The organism is Salimicrobium humidisoli (genome assembly GCF_002295105.1).
Lineage (GTDB): Bacteria > Bacillota > Bacilli > Bacillales > Halobacillaceae > Salimicrobium > Salimicrobium humidisoli.
Map to the genome: position 1 here is coordinate 1 of NZ_NSGH01000026.1, position 17,277 is coordinate 17,277.

Sequence of the window (17,277 nt, forward strand, 5' to 3'; positions counted from 1 at the left end):
AAACGATGGAAAAGGAAAATCGTAGATTTCTACAGAAAAGGAGAGAAGGCTGACCCCTTCTCACCTTTTATAATCACGTAGTGGTAATCATTGTAAAATATTTTTACACAAGATTAAGGACTTGACTGGAAGAAAGATATACCGAATCTTGTGTGTGACATATCCCGCTTCTTTCTTATATAAAAGAAGCAGGAATACTGTCTCCTGCTTCTTACTCTACGAGGAATCCTCTTTCTCCCAGTTCCCGGAGCGCTTCGTGGAGAGCCCCCTCCCTTTCGGACGCTATCTCGTGAGTGTGGACACCTCCGGTCAATTCCAGAAGATAAGAAGCATTCGAGGAATGGACCTGTTCAACGAAACGTTCCACATCACGGCGGTTTTCGAGATGGAGCTCGGCTTTCATGTCTCCATAAACCGGGTGTTCAACCACTACACTCTTTACATGTACCCCGTGATCGACAAGAATATCGAGTTCCTCTTTCGTCTCGGAAGGGCTGTGGCAGCATACGATCGTCTTCCTGTAGGAAAAATCCTGCTTTTCGTCTTTCATGTAAAGATAGCCCTGACTGGTAGCTATAATCGGCTCGCCCCCGGCTTTGAGCAGTGAAACGTCAGCCACAATCACCTGTCTTGTCACCTTCATTTCTTCTGCCAGCAGTTTACCGGTAACAGCAGCACCCTGTATTTTCAGTCGTTGCAAAATAGCTTCCCGGCGCTCGGAGGCTCTCAGTTTCTTTCCGTAAGTCATAGGTGTACCCCTCTTTCTCCTTATATGATTCACGTAACATCAAAGGCTTCCCCCTGTTACTATTCCTGTTTCAGGGAAATCGGGAGACCTGCCCGGAACTCGAACAGATCCGCTCACTCCCTACACATAGGAAGTGATTTCTACAGGACCAAGCTCCCACATCTTCACTCCGAACGTGGACGTTCCAAGAGAAGTGAATGCAAGATCGGACAAAGCGGCATCCGCAAAGATACGCGATGTGAATACTTCTTCCCCGCCATTTACGAAGATTTCAAGCGACGAACGATCGATAAACAGATGCAGATTGCGAAGCGGGCCGTCCAGCTGTACATGCCTGAATTCGGTCATCTCCGGTTCTTCGGGGTGAGGGCGGGAAAGGGTGAGAAGATTTTCGGATTTTTTATAGGAAAACGATGCTTCACGGAACAGTTCCACTGCCCACATGTCCTCCAGTGATTCAAACTCGATCTCCAGCTCTGCTGCCCTGCCGTACACACCTTCCAACTCCTGCTGATCGTTGGTGATCTCGGCTTTCTTCTCAACCGGCTCCCTGCTTTTTCTCCATTGGCGAGCCTCAGGGAAAGGGCGCTGAATAATTTTGTTCCCGTCCCATGAAAGTTCTCTCGGAATAGTCCAGGTATGTGTCCATCCGCTGTTCACTGTCGGATGGGCCTCTTCGTACTGTCCGGGTACTCCCATCCAGGCGATCATCAGTCGGCGTCCGCCCGTTTCGAACGTCTGCGGCGCATAAAATTCGAAGCCACGGTCGAGCTCCCTGAACTCTTCCTTCCGCCATCTGTTACCTTCTGTCACTCCGGAAATATATCCGGCCTGGGCGGCATTCCGGAAATGGATATCCTCCGAGGTTAATCCGCGGGCACTGAAGAAAAGGATGTCTTCCCCATCCAGAGTGAAGTAATCCGGGTTCTCCCATATTTCTTCCTCCTGAGCTCCCGCTTCCGCCAGACGTTTAACGAATTCCCATTCTTTCAGGTCGGGGGACGTATACAGGAGAATCACACCTCTGTCTCCCTTCGTTTGCGAGCCGGCCGCCATGAACCACTGATCCCCTTCTCTCCATACGTTGGGGGAGCGGAAAGAAGAGGTGACGTTTTCCGGCAAATCAAGGAGCACTTCCTGTTTCTCGAAGCTGTGACCGTTCTCCGAAACCGCTACAGCCGGATACTCCCGGATTTGTCCACCCTCATCTTTTGCATACCCCGTATAGAATAAATGAAGGATACCGTCTTTGATGACGGCGCTCCCGGCAGAACAGCCCTCGGCATCATACCACTCACCCGGTACGAGAGCCGGTTCTTCAAGAGTGTAATGGACGAAATCGACTGTACGGTAATGTCCGCGTATCTTCATACTGTGCCCGGTGTCGAACGGGTTCCATTGAAAGAACAAATGATACTCTCCGTCCCATTCCACAAGCCCTGCCGGTTCGCCCATCAGCCCCGCCGGAGCCATAAGATGATAGCTCTGCCGATGCGGATCGGCCTCCACTTCATTTTTGTTTTTATGTATCTCTTCTTTTACGGATTCCTTGAATTCTTCCTCTTTCATGAATGCTCACTCCTTTACCCGAATATTTCTTCCTTCGAAAAAAAGCCCGGAAAGACGCGCTTCCGGGCCGGAGTTCCTTAATTTACTTTGCTGTCACCGAAGCAATGACCGTTTCACCGGCGGTTGCGTTCTCCGATTGATGGACTTCAAAAGACTCGACAGCATCATCGTAGTTTGTAATTACTACGGGAGTGACGACCGCCTTGGCTTTTTCAGCAACAAGGTCTTTATCGAAGGTGACAAGAGGGTCTCCTGTCTTCACTTTGTCTCCCTGACTTACATGACCTTCAAAACCTTCTCCTTCCATGGATACGGTTTCCAGACCTATATGGACAAGGATCTCCAGACCATTGGAAGTTTTAACACCGACAGCGTGGTTGGTCGGGAATATTTGAACAATCTCTCCGTCTACCGGACTTACAACCTTTCCGTCCGACGGCTCGATAGCCATGCCATCTCCCATCATGCGCTGGCTGAATACAGGATCCGGCACCTCATCGAGTGCTACTACTTTACCGTTCACCGGTGCTACAATCGAAATGTTTTTATCTTCTTTTCCAAATAATTTTTTAAACATATCGTCGTCCTTCCTTTCTATTCGTTATCTTTTATCCGTTTTCCCTCGACCATTATATTTAAACCTCACGGGACTGTACACTTTTTTTGTGTTTCCCGCGCTGAAATCTTCCGTGCAGCAGTATGTAAACGCCTACGATAAGTACGATGAAAATGGAGCTGTTCACATAAAGACTGCGGAAACCTACGGATTCTGCAACAATCCCTACAAGAAAAGACCCGGAGCCGATGCCGATATCAAAAATAGTGAAAAAGGTCGCCGTTGCCGCTCCGGCGCGTTTCGGAACCTTTTGCAGAGCAATCGTCTGCATGCTCGGTACAAGTGTACCGTAGCCCAGTCCGATCAGACCTCCGGCGGCGAGCAGGACGAAGGCCGTCTGTGCTGACCCGAGCAGATACATCCCTATGCTGAAGATGAAAATCGCCGGGATAACGATAATGTTTTCACCATACTGATCAAACCACTTTCCGGTAAATGGCCGGGACAGAAGCAGTACTACGGCATAAACGACAAAGAAGTAACTGGCCGCTTCTTCCAGCCCGATGTTTTTAGCATGTACGGAAACGAACGACAGTACACTCGAGTAGGCCAGAGCGATGAATGCCCCGGTCAGAGCTACCGGAAGCACCGACTTTTCGAGAAGACCGTTCATTCCCGGCATAAGACTTTGTGGTCTGTCCGCCTCAGGAAGTTTCGGAACCCGGATAAATAACCCGGTGGCGAATGCCAGACCGGCGAATAACGTGCAGACTGCAAAAAGAGTCGTATACGTGTACGACTGGATAAGGGTGAGTCCGACAAAGGGACCGGCCACCATAGCCAAATTCATGGACATGGCGAAATATCCCATTCCTTCACCCTTACGCGAATCAGGAACAACGTCGGCGGCCAGTGCTCCCATAACGGTCGTGCCCATTCCGAATCCTATCCCCTGGATAAACCGGATAATAAGGAGCCAGCCGAAGGATTCCGCAAAAAAGTAGAATCCGCTGCTTACGAAGAAAATGGTGACAGCCGTTATCAGCATCGGCATCCTTCCGATAGCATCCACCCAGTGCCCGGAAAGGGGGCGTATAATAATAGCCGAAAGGAGAAAGACAGTGACTACGAGCCCGGCCCTGCTCTCCGGCACCTGCAGCTGTTCGATGGAAAAAATCGGCATCGTTACAAACAGTATGTAAAACACGAGAAATATAAAAAAGTTACTGGTACATACGTTCAAAAAACTTTTCGTCCACAAAGGTTGTTTCATCGTTCTCCGTCCTTTTTTTCTAACAGTTGAAGTTACACTAATTTATAAACACGCCCACCATTATAACAATATACAAAAGGTGGTGTCTATTTATCCCTTCGGCCATTGTTCCTCCGGAGTCCGGCATCCGGAAGCAATAATCTTCCATTATCACCGGCATTTCGCTAAAATGGGACTGGTATAAAATGAAATGAAACAGACGGAACTGTCTTCAGGGAGGAGGGGGAAAATGGAAGAGGAAAATAAGGGAATTCTCATTACAATCGTCGCTTATCTGCTGTGGGGTATTCTTCCCATCTATTGGAAAACGCTGGAACACATAGCCCCTTTTGAAATTCTGGCCCACCGGATAGTGTGGGCACTCGTATTTATGGTGGGGATCGTTATCGTCCTCCGCAAACAGAAAGACTTTTTCCAAAGCGTACGGACGTTGTGGAATGATAAAAAATCGCTTATCGGCATTATTCTGGCGTCCTTTTTGCCATCAGCCTGAACTGGTTCATCTTCATATGGGCTGTAAACAGCGGGCACGTGGTTCAGGCAAGTCTCGGCTACTATATCAACCCTTTGATCAGCATCTTTTTCAGTATGCTCGTGATGAAGGAAACTTTCACGAAAGCCCAGTGGTTCTCTTTCCTTCTCGCCGGTGCAGGAGTGGCTTATATGACCGTTAACGTGGGAGCGTTCCCGTGGGTCTCCTTCGCTCTTGCGATGAGTTTCGCAGTGTACGGACTGCTGAAGAAAATGGCGGCGATTCCGGCCATTTTCGGCCTGACGGTGGAAACAGCAATCGTGACGCCTCTTGCTCTCGTTTACCTGATTCCTGCTTCCGGTTTCCCCGGAGAGGTGACGTGGTTCTCCTCGAACTCCCTGCTCGTCTTCAGCGCAGGGGCAGTGACCGCCATACCTCTGTTACTTTTCACGAGCGGAACGAAACGCATACCCCTCTCCATGGTGGGCTTTCTTCAATATATAGCACCGACCCTCATGCTTTTGATCGGGGTGTTTATGTACAACGAACCTTTCACTTCCGTTCACGTTGTAGCTTTCGCTTTCATTTGGACAGGCCTGCTTTTATATACCGTAGAAAGATTCAAAAAAACTGGCCATATAAAAGTGAAACCTTCCGTTTAGAAGCGGCAGAACGAAGCAGGAGGGACGAGCGAAAGGCGGTTTTCCTTTCCCGGACTTCCTGCTTCGGGCACGAGCTTCTGGAAGGTGGAACTGGCCCCCGAAAAATGAAACCTTCCGTTTAGAAGCGGCAGAACGAAGCAAAAGGGAGGCGCCGAAAAATGTGCGCACGTAAGTGACCCTCTTCCGCTCCGTGTTATACTGAAAAATATCAGCAACTCCAAGGAGAATGTACTATGGACGAAAAATCGATATCCATCATGCAGGCAGCCATCAAATTATTTGCGAAAAAAGGATTCACCTCGACTTCCGTTCAGGAAATCGCAAAAAATGCAGGAATCTCCAAGGGAGCTTTTTACCTTCACTTTTCTTCCAAAGACGAACTGCTTTTTGCCCTGTTTGATTACTACTATAATCAGATGAAAGCAAAAGTGGAGGCATGCGCCAATGAACCGGACCCGCGCGAGAAGTTCATTTCACAACTTGCCGTAATGTTCAAAGAAATAGCGTCCCACCGGGATTTCATTACGATGCAGATTCGTGAACAGACGATACCGTTCAACGAGGATATCGAAACGTTCACCAGTCGGATGCGTTACGAATCGTACCAGTTCTATCAGAACCACATCCTCGATATATATGGTAAAAAAGCGGAAGAATTTTCTTTTGAAATAAGTATCGTAAGCGAAGGAATGTACAAAGCCTATCTGGAACTGATCCTTATGGAAGGAGCCCGTTTCGACTTCAGGAACCTGGCGGAGGCCTTACTGCGACGGGTCGACTACCTCGTTGAAGGATTTCTCTATCATCAGGATACTCCGCTGCTCACAAAAGCATACATGGCGGACCTCATCCCCGAAGAGTTCCTCGGCGTCAGCGAATCGGCCCTTCATAAACTGATACAGGCGGAAGAAACGAAAGCCGGCGGTGAAGAAAAAGAAGCGCTGACCATCCTGAGAGAAGAGCTCACTTCCTCCTCTCCCCGCACTGCTATCATTAAAGGAATGACGGCTGTTCTTCGGGAAGACGGAAGATTTGAAGAAATTATAGACCGTGTGGAAGAAAACTACCCGGAGATAAGGTCCCGTTAGATCTTTATTCGTCTTTCTCTCCATTCAAAAATTCCCCGTGCCCTTTTGACGAGCCACGGGGAATTTCTTCTTTACTTGAACATTTCCGTAAAAGCAGGTACCTGATTTTTGACCATCACCGGATTGGACGCCCACTTCCGGAAAGCTTCCAGTTCCTCCTCCGTCCAGCTTCTCAGCGTACTGATGTAGCCGAGCGTGAAATCATAGGAGGGCTTCAAAACTTCATCCCTTTCTTTGCGGTACTTTTCCATTTCCTCTTCGAATGACGCCCCGTCTGCCGTTTTTTGAATAACTTCTGCCAGCAGAAGAGCCTGCCAGATAGCGTCGTTCATTCCGAGTCCCGTGCTCGGATCTTTGGCGTGAGCTGCATCCCCTATAAGAGCCCAGCCTCTGCCATACGGCTCTCTGAAGAAATTGGGGACTCCGGGCGTACCGATGACTTTTCCGTGAAGCACGGACCCCCCCATCCTCGCTTCCATTCCATACATGCGTTTAAATACTTCTTCGAATTCGTTTTGCGGATTGCGGGCGAACGACTTGAACTCTTCGGGGTGGATTTCAAGACCGAGACAGTCCATCCCTTCCTGCATCGGAAAGACGAAGCCGATTCTTCCTTCTTCCAGGAAGATCTCCACCGCCGGGTCCGGGAGAGGAGATATACCTTCGTAATATCCGTAAAACACCGGCCGCTGAGCCGGAGTGTAATCGTACATGGCAGCTCCCGCTTCCGCCGCTACGGTGGAATTCCGGCCGTCGGCTCCGACTACCAGTCCGGCTGTGAGCTCTGTTTTCTTCCCCTTTCTGTCCACGATTTCCACGCCCGTAACCGCTCCATCCGTCCAGAGCAGGCGACGCACCTGCATCTCCTCCCTGAACTCCACCGTTTCGAAGGCAGTCGCTTCCTCCATAAGCAGGGAGTCAAAAGATGCCCGTCCCGGAATTACCGTCGCCCCGTCTCTTTCTGCTTCTGTAAAACTCTTCCCGATATATGTACGCATCCGTCTGATTTCCCTGAGCCCGAGACCGGCCACCTTCTCTTTCACTCCCAGTACGTCTAGGTAATGCTGATGGGAAAGCAGGTGGGTCGATAACGTATCGCTCGGAAACCTGGCTTTTTCAACCACCAGCGTCCTTATTCCCAGCTGGCCGAGTCTGATAGCGAGACTGGCTCCTGCCACTCTTGCTCCTACGATAATCACTTCATAATCTGACATTCTTCTCCTCCTTCATCTCTGCCCCACTCCCACTTCGTCTCTTTCTTCTGTAAACGTATAATAGAATGAATGACAATTCAACCAATCCGGCATCCCCATCAAAAAAGCCCGCCCCCGCAAAGGGACGGACCGTTTCATTCCTCTTCCTTCTTCACCGCAATAATAAAACGGTAATAAGCGGAAAAACTGAGGAAAGCGACGATTGCTCCCGTAAAGACGGGGATGATCACCGGAAACATATAGACGCTCACCATCAGGAGGAAACCGTTCGTTACGGCAATCGTCCCGAAGAGGAGAGGACTGCCGAGCGTAATGAAGAAAGACCGCTTCACCAGTTTTCGAAAAGGCAAAGACACGTGTACGACTGTTGCGAAGAAGTTCACGGTAAATACGTACAGCAAAATGGAGGTGACGAGGAAAACTCCGGTAAGGATCGTGCTCGATTCGTAAAAATAATAAATGTCGACGGCAACCACGACCCAAAGCAGGGTGAACAGCAGCCCGCCCGCAACACTCTGCAGGTAATTTTCCCTGTAGTAGCTCCAGTACGATTTGTTTTCGACCATATAGTCTTTCCTTACCCACTCCCTCGCTTTAGCGAACAAAGCGGCCGTAGCCGGAAAAAAGACTGCCGGCGCGAGCAGGATGACCGGTATCAGAAGTATGAGTACCTCACCCCGATCGGCGGCGTCCAGAAGACTTAGAACGAGGACGACGATGGGAAGGTTCATGGCAAACCAGGCCAGGTTCGTCAACGAAAATTTTGCTATCCACTCACTCACGGCATACATACCGCCCATAAACCCCGATTGTTTTCCCATCATGGTTCTCCTCCCTGTTTAAAGCACGTGTACTCTCCGGTGAATTACGCCTCAGGCCCACCACATATCGGCTGGCGGTTCTTCGATGATAACATTATCGAGATTGTTCACTGCTCTTTTGAAACCTTCTTCGATCGACATGATCGGGTCCTCGTGCTCTATACTCACCGCGTGGTCGTAACCGAACGTTCTGAGAGCACTCACGATATCGGACCACTCCTGCACGCTGTGTCCATACCCGACCGAACGGAAACTCCAGGCCCGGCTGCGAACTTCCCCGTACGGCTGCATGTCAGTGAGACCGTACATATTCACATTTTCCTGATCTATATACGTATCTTTGGCATGGAAGTGATGGATCGCCCCTTCTTTACCAAGAATTTTAATAGCGGCAACCGGATCGATTCCCTGCCACCACAGGTGACTCGGATCAAGGTTGGCTCCGATAGCCGGAGAAGTAGCTTCGCGCAGTTTCAGCATCGTGTGCGGCGTATGAACAAGAAAGCCTGCATGAAGTTCAAGCCCTATTTTCACACCATGCTTCTCAGCAAGAGCAGCCTGCTCTTTCCAGTAAGGAACGAGTTTCTCTTCCCATTGCCAGTTCAGCACTTGTGAGTATTCCTCCGGCCACGGTGTGACGGGCCAGTTCGGCGTTTTGTCCGTCTCAGAACCTCCCGGCGTTCCGGAAAAAGTATTTACTACAGGTACCCCCATCAGGCCGGCCAGTTCCACAGTTTTCACGAAACTTTCATGAGAGCGGGATGCGAATGCTTCGTCCGGTGATACAGGATTGCCGTGGCAGCTGAAAGCACTGATTTCAAGTCCCCGCTTATTCACTTCCTCCAGATAAGCCCGGCGCTTCTCCTCACTTCCAAGCAGTTCGTCCACATGACAGTGAGCATCCCCCGGATATCCGCCTGTCCCTATCTCCACTGCCTTCAATCCCGAATCCTTCGCTTTGTCGAGCATCTCTTCAAAGGAAAGATCTGAAAATAATACTGCAAAGACACCAAGTTTCATCGTAACTCCTCCTCCTGCCTGTTCATTACTACCGCTTGCCCTGTACGACTGCTTTCATACATCGCGTCTATAATTTTTGTGACACGGAGTGCCTCCTCGGGATGCACAGCGAGTTTTTCCCCGCCGTCCAGGCCTTCAAGAAAATTAGCTATCTGCCTTTTTCCTGCCCATTCGCTCTCTTCTTCTCTCATTACCGGGGTGGCATCCCACACGGCACCGTGTTTCGACTGATACAGTTCGAACGGATACACGTCCAGTCCTCCCTGTACTCCCGATATGCTGAGAGTCGTATGATCCTCTTTTATATTTGCGGCCCAGGAACATTCGAACTGAAGCGTCACTCCGTTTTCAAAACGTATGTAACTTGTCACGTGATCATCCACTTCGAACGATTCAGGATCCACTTCTCCCCAGTCATTCACCTGACCCGGCGTTCTGCTCAGCTCGTTATACGTCTGGGCGCTCACTTCCACCGGTTCCGGATTTCCGAGCAGCCAGAGCGACAAATCCAGCAGATGACACCCAAAATCAATAAGGCTTCCGCCACCCTGCAGGTCTTTGTCCGTAAACACTCCCCACCCCGGCACCTTTCTCCGGCGCATGGCCTGCACTCTCGCTACAAGAGGTTTGCCGAGTTCTCCCGCTTCCGTCACCCGTTTCGCCATAATTCCTTCCGGAGTGTGACGATAATGATAGGCGATAGCCAGAGTTCTATCATTTTCCTGCGCAGCTCTCAGCATAGCTTCTGCTTCATGCCGGTCCATGGCCATCGGCTTTTCACATAATACGTGCACGCCTCTGTTCAGGGCTTTTATACTCAGTTCCGCGTGGAATTTATTCGGTGTACAGATAATGACAGCGTCGACGATATCGAGCAGTTCCTCCGGAGACGTGCACACGTGAGGCACTTCAAACTCCTTTGCGACTCTCAAAGCCCGCTCCCTGTCCACATCCTGCACGGCGATCATTTCAGCCAGATGAGGAAGTGACAGCAGGGCCGGGATGTGGCGATCTGTCGCTATCCCGCCCGTACCGATCACTCCCACTTTCCATTTATTCATATTACCCCTTCTTTAACGACTGTATTTTACCCGTTTCCCCGGACTCCAGGGCTGCGAGAATGATTTCAAGGGATTTTTTCCCTTCATGACCGTCAATCAGCGGCTGTTCATCGTTCAGCACACTTTCCACGAAGTGATCGATGACTCCGGTGTTTGTCTGGCCGCCGCTTTCATTGGACTGGATCTGACCGAGCTGAAAATTGATTACATCCCCGTTCGTATAAGAAGCTACGAGAGAGTAATCCGGGTCGTCCTCGATTCTGAGCATCCCTTTCTCCGCGTAGATCACCGTGGAATTATCTTCGGCGGTATTATAAGCCCAGCTTGCCGCCAGGGTACCGAGAATTCCTGATTCCGAACGAAGCATGCACACGGCGTTATCATCGACCGTAATACCATCTTTTGCGTTATTTTCAACAAAACCGGCTACGTCCGTGAATTCTTCTCCGAGAATATAGCGAATGAGATCCGCCTTATGGACGCCGAGGTCCCCCATCGCTCCGATGAACGCTTCGTCTTTTTTGAAGAACCAGCTGTCCTTCCCATCCACGCTCCAGTCTTCCGGCCCTCCGTGACCGAATGTTGTCCGGAAACTGTAGATTTTCCCAAGTTCCCCCGAACGGACAATCTCCCGGGCTTTCCGGTGGGACTTCACAAATCGCTGGTTGTGGGCAATCATCAGTTTTTTTCCGTTCTTCTCAGCCGCACTGATCATTCGCTCCGCTTCTTCCGTACTTGTAGCCATCGGCTTTTCACATAAAACGTGAGCCCCTGCTTCCAGGGCTGCAATAGATACGGAAGCATGTAAATGGTTCGGAAGGCAGATACTTACAATGTCCACTTCTTCTTTCTGGAACAGTTCTTCATAATCCGTATACGTCTTGGCATCGTAGATCTGACCCGCGATGGCAGCCCGCTCTTCTACAATGTCACAGACTGCAGTAATATCCGTCTCTTCATTACTTCTATACTCCACTAAATGCCGGTGCTGGGCGATACTGCCACAACCGATAATTGCCGTTTTCAATGTCATAAATCAACAGCTCCCTTCAAAAGGTTTACATGCTTTTATTTTTTGGAGATGCGTTCAATCGGGGCAGCGTTCCCGTACTGGTGCTTCGGACCGTTCGTATTCTGCGCCCAGCGGACACCGTTACGGATCACCGTCTGTACGTCTTCATGATAATAAGTCGGATATGTTTCATGCCCGGGACGGAAATAGAATATCTTACCGTTGCCGCGTTTGAACGTAGCACCGCTTCTGAAAACCTCGCCGCCTTCAAACCAGCTGAGGAAAATAAGTTCATCCGGAGCCGGAATATCGAAGTGTTCCCCGTACATCTCCTCTTTTTCTATTTCAAAATACTGACCGATTCCTTCTGCAATAGGGTGGGTGGGATCAACGTTCCATATCCGCTCCCTGTCGTCAGCTTCCCGCCATTTCAGATCACACCCGGTCCCCATCAGCTTACGGAATACTTTCGAGAAGTGGGCGGAGTGGAGGACGACCAGCCCCATTCCGTCGAGAACTCTCTGCTTCACTCTCTCGGCCGCCTCTTCGGTAACTTCCTCGTGCGCTTTATGCCCCCACCAGACGAGAACGTCCGTCCGGTCGAGGACTTCCTTCTTCAGCCCGTGTTCCTCCTCGTCAAGGGTGGCCGTGGTAATAGTATGCCCGTCTTTTTTCAGAAAATCGGCAAGGGCCCCGTGAATCCCTTCCGGATAAATATCCGAAACTGCCGGGTTTTCCTTTTCATGGCGATACTCGTTCCATATCAGTACGTTCATATTCACTACCTCCTGCTGTGCAACAATAAGCGAAATCGCTTGCACTTTTCTTTAAAAAAATTTATTTTCGTTCCCTGCACGATTCTCTTTCCACAATATTCGTAGGGATAATCAGACTTTTATTCATCATTGCGGGCTTCTGCAGTTTTTCGATAAGAGTGTCGGCTGAATAGTAGCCAAGCTGACCTGCATTGGTATCCACCGTTGTAAGGGATGGACTTGAGAGCCTGGAGACAATCGTATTGTTGAAGCTGATAACACTCATATCCCCGGGTACGGAAACGCCGGCTTCCTTAAGCGCCGCAATAATGGAAAGCGCATGAAAGTCATCCATGATCACAAGGGCCGTCGGAGGTTCCGGGAGCCCGAGCAGTTCTTCTGCAATGATGGTGCCGTCATAGCTTCCGTCTTTTCTATACTTAATGTAAGAAGCGTTCTGCGGACACCCATGGAGAGCGAGCGCTTTTTTATATCCTTCCACTCTTGCTTTCGTCACTTCGAAATCGGCTTCTCCGCCGACGATCCCGATCCGCTCATGCCCCAGCTGGATCAGATAATCCGTTGCCTCATTCGAAGCCTGCACGTTGTCATTATCCACGTACATTATGTTCGACGCCTCCAGTAACGGCTTTCCGACCATAACGAAAGGAAAGTTCTGTTGCATCAGGTAGGGAACGACCTGATCGTCCTCTTTGGAATAAAGGACTACGATAGCGTCCACTCTTTTTCCCTGCACCATTTTTATAACATCCCGAAAAATAGCTTCTTCCGACTCCCCGGTCGTCAGATTCAGGCTGTAATCGTTTTCCTGACATGCCTTACTGATCCCGCTCAAAACTTCGGAGAAGAAGGGGTTATCGAAAGAATGGGAACTCGAATGTTTCATCACCACCCCTATCGTCTGGGTAGCCTGCCTCACAAGCACGCGGGCGTTGTAGTTCATGTGATAGCCCATGTCCTCCATGACTTTTTTCACTTTTTTCTTCGTAACCTGGCTGATTCGCGGACTGTCCGCAATCACCCGGGATACTGTCGAAGGAGCGACTCCCGCTTCCTTCGCTACCTCCTTAATCGTAACAGACATCGTTCCTGCTCCTCTCTACTTCACAGCACCTTCCGACACACCATCAATGATCTGTTTCTGGGCAAAGAAATAACCGATGATGACCGGGATGATCGCTATAGTCAGACCGGCAAGTGCAAGGTGCCACTGTTTCGTATACTGACCGAAGAAGTAAAACATCTTCAGCGGAATCGTTGCGTTCGCTTCACTCAGTACGAGTGAGGGAAGCAGGTAATCATTCCAGATCCATATCGTATTCAAAATAGCTACCGTTACGGAAATAGGTTTTAGCAGCGGAAAAATAATATACCAGAACGTCTGAAACCGGTTTGCCCCGTCTATAATGGCCGCTTCATCCAGGGATTTGGAAATACCGGTCATCGCCCCGTGGTAAAGGAAAATGGAAAGACTGCATCCGAATCCGAGATACATGAAGATAAGACCGGCAGCGTTCAGCATATCCACCTGACCGAAAATGGCCACCAGGGGAATCATAACAGACTGGAACGGAATGAGCATGGCTGCCACAAATACGAAAAAGATGATGCCGGAGAGCTTACTTTTGTTCCTCGCAAGAGCATATCCCGCCATGGAGGAGAAAAGAATAATGATCAGAATGCTCAACCCGGTTATAAGTACGGAATTGAAAAGGGACTTCAGAAATTCAAGTTCCGCAAAAGCGTTAACGAAGTTCTCAAATGTAAATTCAACCGGTATTCCGAGGACGCCCTCGAAAATCCCCCGTTTCGTTTTGAAAGCGTTGACGATCATCAGATAAAACGGAGAGAGCCACAAAAGGGCCAGCAATAAGCCGAATATTTCAAGCAGTCTTGTATTTCGTTTCTCTCTATCCTTCTGCATCACACGTCCACCTCACGTTTCTTATTGTAGTACACCTGTGTCAGGGAAATGACGGCTACTATGAGGAAGAAAATAACCGCTTTCGCCTGGGCATACGCCATCTCCCTGTCACTGAAGGCTGTACGTACGATTTCCATCGCCACCATCTGCGTGGAGTTGAAAGGTCCTCCATTCGTCAGTGACAGGTTTTGGTCGTAAATTTTGAAAGACATGGATAATGTAAGGAACATACTGACCGTAAAGGCGGGAGCCACTAGCGGGAAAATGACATTTTTGAATCGCTGTACCGCATTTGCCCCGTCAATTTTCGAAGCTTCGATCAGCTCTTTCGGCACGTTTTCAAGATAGGCTATATAAATGATCATAATATACCCGGCCATCTGCCAGGAGGTAAGGATTACAAGTCCCCAGAAGCCTGTGTTCGTTGTAGATAACCAGCCGCTCAGACCTTCAATCCCCGTAATTCCGGATATATCACCAAATACAGAGATGAAAATAAATTGCCAGATAAACCCGAGTATAAGACCGCCGATCAGGTTCGGCATAAAAAAGACGGTCCGCATCAAGTTATTCGTCTTCATGTTTCTCGTAACGAGAAGTGCGAGGCCGAGGCCGAATATGTTCAGCAGCAGTACGGTGATAACTGCAAACTTGATAGTGAACCAGATCGAATTCATGAACTCATCTTCCTGGAACAATTTTATGTAGTTTTCCAGACCGACGAAATTGTTCGCCGTTAATCCGTTCCAGTCCGTAAATGAATAAATCAGTCCGTAGACGAACGGGATGACCACAACAATTCCGAGCCCGAGAATAACGGGGGTCAGAAAAAGCCAGAATGATAAACTCCTGTTTCTCATAATAAGTTCCTCCTCAGTTGTAAAAAAGCTCTTCTGTCGCCTTCAGTAACCAATAAGAGCGCTATAGTTCAGCGCTCTTTACCGGTCTTCTGTTATTTGCTTATTGTCTGGCTTCTTCCCAGGCATCAGTCGCCTGTTTCTCCACTTCTTCCCACGTTATATCACCGGCAAGATATTCCTGCATGGCGACGCCGAGAGCATCTTCCGTCCAGGCTGTAGGAGCTCCGAGGAAAACCCAGCCGAGCGTATTACCTTCTTTCGCGTAGTTGTATATTTCCTGGGAAATAGGATCCGCGATTTCCTGGTCTTCGTACCCTTCGTAAGCAGGAATGAACTTGAATTCTTCCGTTACGAATTTCTTACCTTTGTCAGACGTGTACATCCAGTCGAGGAAATCTTTGGACGCCTGTACCACTTCATCTTCGGATTGCTTGTTTACCACCCAGTAGTAAGGCACGCCTACAGGAATACTTCCTTCATAACCTTCCACCGGAATAGGAAGAAGTCCGACATTGTTTTCGGCGAATTCCTGATCCATGGATTCGATCGTGTTGTACACCCAGTTACCCTGCTGAATCATCGCTACGTTTCCAAGAGAAAAGTGCTCTTCCACCTGCTGGGAATAATCGAGACTCAATACAGGCTGAATGGAATTTTCACTCTGAAGATCCGTGAACTCTTTCATCTGATCTCCCATTGCGAATTCCACAGTCTCCGCTTCATATGCTTCCATTACATCATGATTGAACTCATCCGCCAGGTAGGCGTTTGCCAGGTGGTTACCCATAACCCACTTTTCTTTTCCGGGGAAAGCGAACGGCGCTTTGATTCCCAATTCTTCTTTATTGGAATTCAGGGTTTCCACGGCACCTTTCAGATCTTCCATCGTCTTGATCGAGGAAGCATCAATACCCGCTTCTTCGAAAACTTTCTTATTGTAAAGAAGTCCATAGCCTTCCTGGTTAAAAGGAAGTCCGAGAACCTGATCGTCACGACTTACACCGTTCAACGTCCCCTCAAGAGCCGCTTCGGCAGCTTTCGTATCCGAAACGTCGGCCAGATATTCTTCGTACTCGTCCACGTCCGTCGGTCCGCCGACGTTGAAGATGTCAGGCTCTTCGCCGGAGGAGAAGGAAGTTTTCAGTGAAGCACCGTAATCGTTACCGCCGCCGACGGTTTTGACGTTAATATTGACGTCCGGGTTCTCTTCTTCATACATCGATACAAGTTCTTCAAACTGATCTTTGAACTCCACTTTGAATTGAAAAACGTCAACCGTAACCGCTTCGCCGTTGCCGCCTTCTCCTCCACCGTCATTACTTCCGCCGGAAGATTCTTCACCTGAGCCGAACGAACAGCCCGCCAGCACACTTGAAGCCAATAGAGCCGTAGCAATCCCTGAATAAAACCTTTTCTTCTTCATTCCATACACTCCTTTTACTGTTTCTGATGTTTTGAATCCGCTTACAACTTACACAAAAAATAAAGGACGCCGGAAAAGTTTGTGCATTCGTTTGCAAAAATATCCAATAAATTATTCCTTCTCCTATGTAAAGAAAAGGACAGGTGACAGAAGCGATACTGTGAATTCGTTTGCACAGTTTCATTGTCTGTATCTTAGCACGATTACAAACATATTACAATAAGTATTCTGAAAAATATGTATCATATTATTTTTTCCATACAAAAAAAGCCGAAGGGGGTACCCTTCAGCTCTTTACGCATAATTAAATTAAAAGCTTCTTTCTTCTTGCACGTTATCGTCCTGATCAAGAATCAGAACTTTACTCGGAGAGTTCTTCTTCGCAATCTCTTCGGCTTTGCTTACTGCGGAATCAAAATCTTCGAAGAAATCCGTCGGTGCGATGTCTTCGATTTTAATGTACCAGCCGTTTTTGTCTTTGTTCTGTACTACGCTATATTCTTTTACCATAATTGATCCACTCCTCTTCTAATGATCGGATACTTTTATTTGTACCCCGCCTCTTTTTCCTTCAAACATATCTCAAATAGTCAGAAAATTAGTTGACATACCTTTCCTCCGGTGGTTATACTTCGTAATAAGATTAAATTGAATAGTTCGTGCGACTCTTATTAAGAGCGGCTGAGGGATTAGGCCCTGTGAAGCCCGGCAACCTTCAAACGTCAGTTTGAAAAGGTGCTACGTCCTACAGATCTTACTGATCTGAAAGATAAGAGGAGGCAATATATAATTCAGCCC

Annotated in this window: 19 protein-coding genes and 1 riboswitch; of the genes, 3 read left to right on the plus strand and 16 right to left on the minus strand. The window is 48.8% G+C overall.

Annotated features, from left to right (window positions below; genetic code table 11):
- Positions 1–211: 211 nt before the first annotated feature.
- From CKW00_RS12155 to CKW00_RS12170, 4 genes are all read right to left on the minus strand, one after another.
- A complete protein-coding gene (locus CKW00_RS12155; RefSeq protein WP_008589369.1) occupies positions 212–748 on the minus strand; it encodes a transcription repressor NadR in 537 nt (178 codons plus the stop codon).
- A 120-nt stretch (positions 749–868) separates the two neighbouring features.
- Positions 869–2,317 (minus strand): glycoside hydrolase family 32 protein, encoded by a 1,449-nt coding sequence (locus CKW00_RS12160; protein ID WP_095822788.1) that lies wholly within the window; start codon positions 2,315–2,317, stop codon positions 869–871.
- An 82-nt stretch (positions 2,318–2,399) separates the two neighbouring features.
- Positions 2,400–2,894 (minus strand): PTS sugar transporter subunit IIA, encoded by a 495-nt coding sequence (locus CKW00_RS12165; RefSeq protein ID WP_095822789.1) that lies wholly within the window; start codon positions 2,892–2,894, stop codon positions 2,400–2,402.
- 58 nt (positions 2,895–2,952) lie between these two features.
- Complete coding sequence (locus CKW00_RS12170; protein ID WP_095822790.1) at positions 2,953–4,146, minus strand: MFS transporter; 1,194 nt, start codon at positions 4,144–4,146, stop codon at positions 2,953–2,955.
- A gap of 229 nt (positions 4,147–4,375) precedes the next feature.
- Here CKW00_RS12170 and CKW00_RS13930 point away from each other — a divergent pair, with 229 nt between their 5' ends.
- The 3 genes from CKW00_RS13930 (at position 4,376) to CKW00_RS12180 (ending at position 6,368) form a co-directional block, all read left to right on the plus strand.
- Positions 4,376–4,639 carry an EamA family transporter gene (locus CKW00_RS13930; RefSeq protein WP_332889077.1) on the plus strand — a complete coding sequence of 88 codons (264 nt, stop codon included), beginning with the start codon at positions 4,376–4,378 and terminating at the stop codon, positions 4,637–4,639.
- A gap of 38 nt (positions 4,640–4,677) precedes the next feature.
- A complete protein-coding gene (rarD, locus tag CKW00_RS12175; RefSeq protein WP_456300069.1) occupies positions 4,678–5,280 on the plus strand; it encodes an EamA family transporter RarD in 603 nt (200 codons plus the stop codon).
- A 233-nt stretch (positions 5,281–5,513) separates the two neighbouring features.
- Positions 5,514–6,368: a TetR/AcrR family transcriptional regulator gene (locus tag CKW00_RS12180; protein WP_095822791.1), complete on the plus strand. Its 855-nt coding sequence runs from the start codon at positions 5,514–5,516 to the stop codon at positions 6,366–6,368.
- 71 nt (positions 6,369–6,439) lie between these two features.
- Here the strand turns inward: CKW00_RS12180 and CKW00_RS12185 are convergent, their stop codons facing one another.
- From CKW00_RS12185 to CKW00_RS12235, 12 genes are all read right to left on the minus strand, one after another.
- Positions 6,440–7,582: an FAD-dependent oxidoreductase gene (locus tag CKW00_RS12185; protein WP_095822792.1), complete on the minus strand. Its 1,143-nt coding sequence runs from the start codon at positions 7,580–7,582 to the stop codon at positions 6,440–6,442.
- 12 nt (positions 7,583–7,594) lie between these two features.
- Positions 7,595–7,720 carry a hypothetical protein gene (locus tag CKW00_RS13920; RefSeq protein ID WP_257997833.1) on the minus strand — a complete coding sequence of 42 codons (126 nt, stop codon included), beginning with the start codon at positions 7,718–7,720 and terminating at the stop codon, positions 7,595–7,597.
- Complete coding sequence (locus CKW00_RS12190) at positions 7,717–8,403, minus strand: YesL family protein (RefSeq protein ID WP_095822793.1); 687 nt, start codon at positions 8,401–8,403, stop codon at positions 7,717–7,719. The genes CKW00_RS13920 and CKW00_RS12190 overlap by 4 nt, the downstream gene beginning before the upstream one ends.
- 51 nt (positions 8,404–8,454) lie before the next feature.
- A complete protein-coding gene (locus tag CKW00_RS12195) occupies positions 8,455–9,423 on the minus strand; it encodes a sugar phosphate isomerase/epimerase family protein (RefSeq protein WP_095822794.1) in 969 nt (322 codons plus the stop codon).
- Entirely contained in the window at positions 9,420–10,484 is a 1,065-nt protein-coding gene (locus CKW00_RS12200) for a Gfo/Idh/MocA family protein (protein ID WP_095822795.1), read from the minus strand. The genes CKW00_RS12195 and CKW00_RS12200 overlap by 4 nt, the downstream gene beginning before the upstream one ends.
- Before the next feature lies 1 nt (position 10,485).
- Positions 10,486–11,517 (minus strand): Gfo/Idh/MocA family protein, encoded by a 1,032-nt coding sequence (locus tag CKW00_RS12205; RefSeq protein ID WP_093106677.1) that lies wholly within the window; start codon positions 11,515–11,517, stop codon positions 10,486–10,488.
- Positions 11,518–11,552: 35 nt separating this feature from the next.
- Entirely contained in the window at positions 11,553–12,272 is a 720-nt protein-coding gene (locus tag CKW00_RS12210) for a ThuA domain-containing protein (protein WP_095822796.1), read from the minus strand.
- A gap of 61 nt (positions 12,273–12,333) precedes the next feature.
- Positions 12,334–13,356 carry a LacI family DNA-binding transcriptional regulator gene (locus CKW00_RS12215; protein ID WP_095822797.1) on the minus strand — a complete coding sequence of 341 codons (1,023 nt, stop codon included), beginning with the start codon at positions 13,354–13,356 and terminating at the stop codon, positions 12,334–12,336.
- Positions 13,357–13,371: 15 nt separating this feature from the next.
- Positions 13,372–14,196: a carbohydrate ABC transporter permease gene (locus CKW00_RS12220; RefSeq protein ID WP_095822798.1), complete on the minus strand. Its 825-nt coding sequence runs from the start codon at positions 14,194–14,196 to the stop codon at positions 13,372–13,374.
- Positions 14,196–15,056, minus strand: a complete 861-nt coding sequence (locus tag CKW00_RS12225) for a carbohydrate ABC transporter permease (RefSeq protein WP_093106687.1) — start codon at positions 15,054–15,056, stop codon at positions 14,196–14,198. Before CKW00_RS12225 ends, CKW00_RS12220 begins: the two co-directional genes overlap by 1 nt.
- Positions 15,057–15,156: 100 nt before the next feature.
- Positions 15,157–16,479: an ABC transporter substrate-binding protein gene (locus tag CKW00_RS12230; RefSeq protein WP_095822799.1), complete on the minus strand. Its 1,323-nt coding sequence runs from the start codon at positions 16,477–16,479 to the stop codon at positions 15,157–15,159.
- A gap of 309 nt (positions 16,480–16,788) precedes the next feature.
- Complete coding sequence (locus CKW00_RS12235) at positions 16,789–16,989, minus strand: DUF2188 domain-containing protein (RefSeq protein ID WP_008589353.1); 201 nt, start codon at positions 16,987–16,989, stop codon at positions 16,789–16,791.
- A gap of 155 nt (positions 16,990–17,144) precedes the next feature.
- A riboswitch (SAM riboswitch) is annotated at positions 17,145–17,255 on the plus strand.
- Positions 17,256–17,277: the final 22 nt, after the last annotated feature.

Bases quoted from the DNA above. Each gene is read 5' to 3' on its own strand.
- CKW00_RS12155 (WP_008589369.1), bottom strand. From the start codon at position 748: ATGACTTACGGAAAGAAACTGAGAGCCTCCGAGCGCCGGGAAGCTATT.
- CKW00_RS12160 (WP_095822788.1), bottom strand. From the start codon at position 2,317: ATGAAAGAGGAAGAATTCAAGGAATCCGTAAAAGAAGAGATACATAAA.
- CKW00_RS12165 (WP_095822789.1), bottom strand. From the start codon at position 2,894: ATGTTTAAAAAATTATTTGGAAAAGAAGATAAAAACATTTCGATTGTA.
- CKW00_RS12170 (WP_095822790.1), bottom strand. From the start codon at position 4,146: ATGAAACAACCTTTGTGGACGAAAAGTTTTTTGAACGTATGTACCAGT.
- CKW00_RS13930 (WP_332889077.1), top strand. From the start codon at position 4,376: ATGGAAGAGGAAAATAAGGGAATTCTCATTACAATCGTCGCTTATCTG.
- CKW00_RS12180 (WP_095822791.1), top strand. From the start codon at position 5,514: ATGGACGAAAAATCGATATCCATCATGCAGGCAGCCATCAAATTATTT.
- CKW00_RS12185 (WP_095822792.1), bottom strand. From the start codon at position 7,582: ATGTCAGATTATGAAGTGATTATCGTAGGAGCAAGAGTGGCAGGAGCC.
- CKW00_RS13920 (WP_257997833.1), bottom strand. From the start codon at position 7,720: ATGAAACGGTCCGTCCCTTTGCGGGGGCGGGCTTTTTTGATGGGGATG.
- CKW00_RS12190 (WP_095822793.1), bottom strand. From the start codon at position 8,403: ATGGGAAAACAATCGGGGTTTATGGGCGGTATGTATGCCGTGAGTGAG.
- CKW00_RS12195 (WP_095822794.1), bottom strand. From the start codon at position 9,423: ATGAAACTTGGTGTCTTTGCAGTATTATTTTCAGATCTTTCCTTTGAA.
- CKW00_RS12200 (WP_095822795.1), bottom strand. From the start codon at position 10,484: ATGAATAAATGGAAAGTGGGAGTGATCGGTACGGGCGGGATAGCGACA.
- CKW00_RS12205 (WP_093106677.1), bottom strand. From the start codon at position 11,517: ATGACATTGAAAACGGCAATTATCGGTTGTGGCAGTATCGCCCAGCAC.
- CKW00_RS12210 (WP_095822796.1), bottom strand. From the start codon at position 12,272: ATGAACGTACTGATATGGAACGAGTATCGCCATGAAAAGGAAAACCCG.
- CKW00_RS12215 (WP_095822797.1), bottom strand. From the start codon at position 13,356: ATGTCTGTTACGATTAAGGAGGTAGCGAAGGAAGCGGGAGTCGCTCCT.
- CKW00_RS12220 (WP_095822798.1), bottom strand. From the start codon at position 14,196: ATGCAGAAGGATAGAGAGAAACGAAATACAAGACTGCTTGAAATATTC.
- CKW00_RS12225 (WP_093106687.1), bottom strand. From the start codon at position 15,056: ATGAGAAACAGGAGTTTATCATTCTGGCTTTTTCTGACCCCCGTTATT.
- CKW00_RS12230 (WP_095822799.1), bottom strand. From the start codon at position 16,479: ATGAAGAAGAAAAGGTTTTATTCAGGGATTGCTACGGCTCTATTGGCT.
- CKW00_RS12235 (WP_008589353.1), bottom strand. From the start codon at position 16,989: ATGGTAAAAGAATATAGCGTAGTACAGAACAAAGACAAAAACGGCTGG.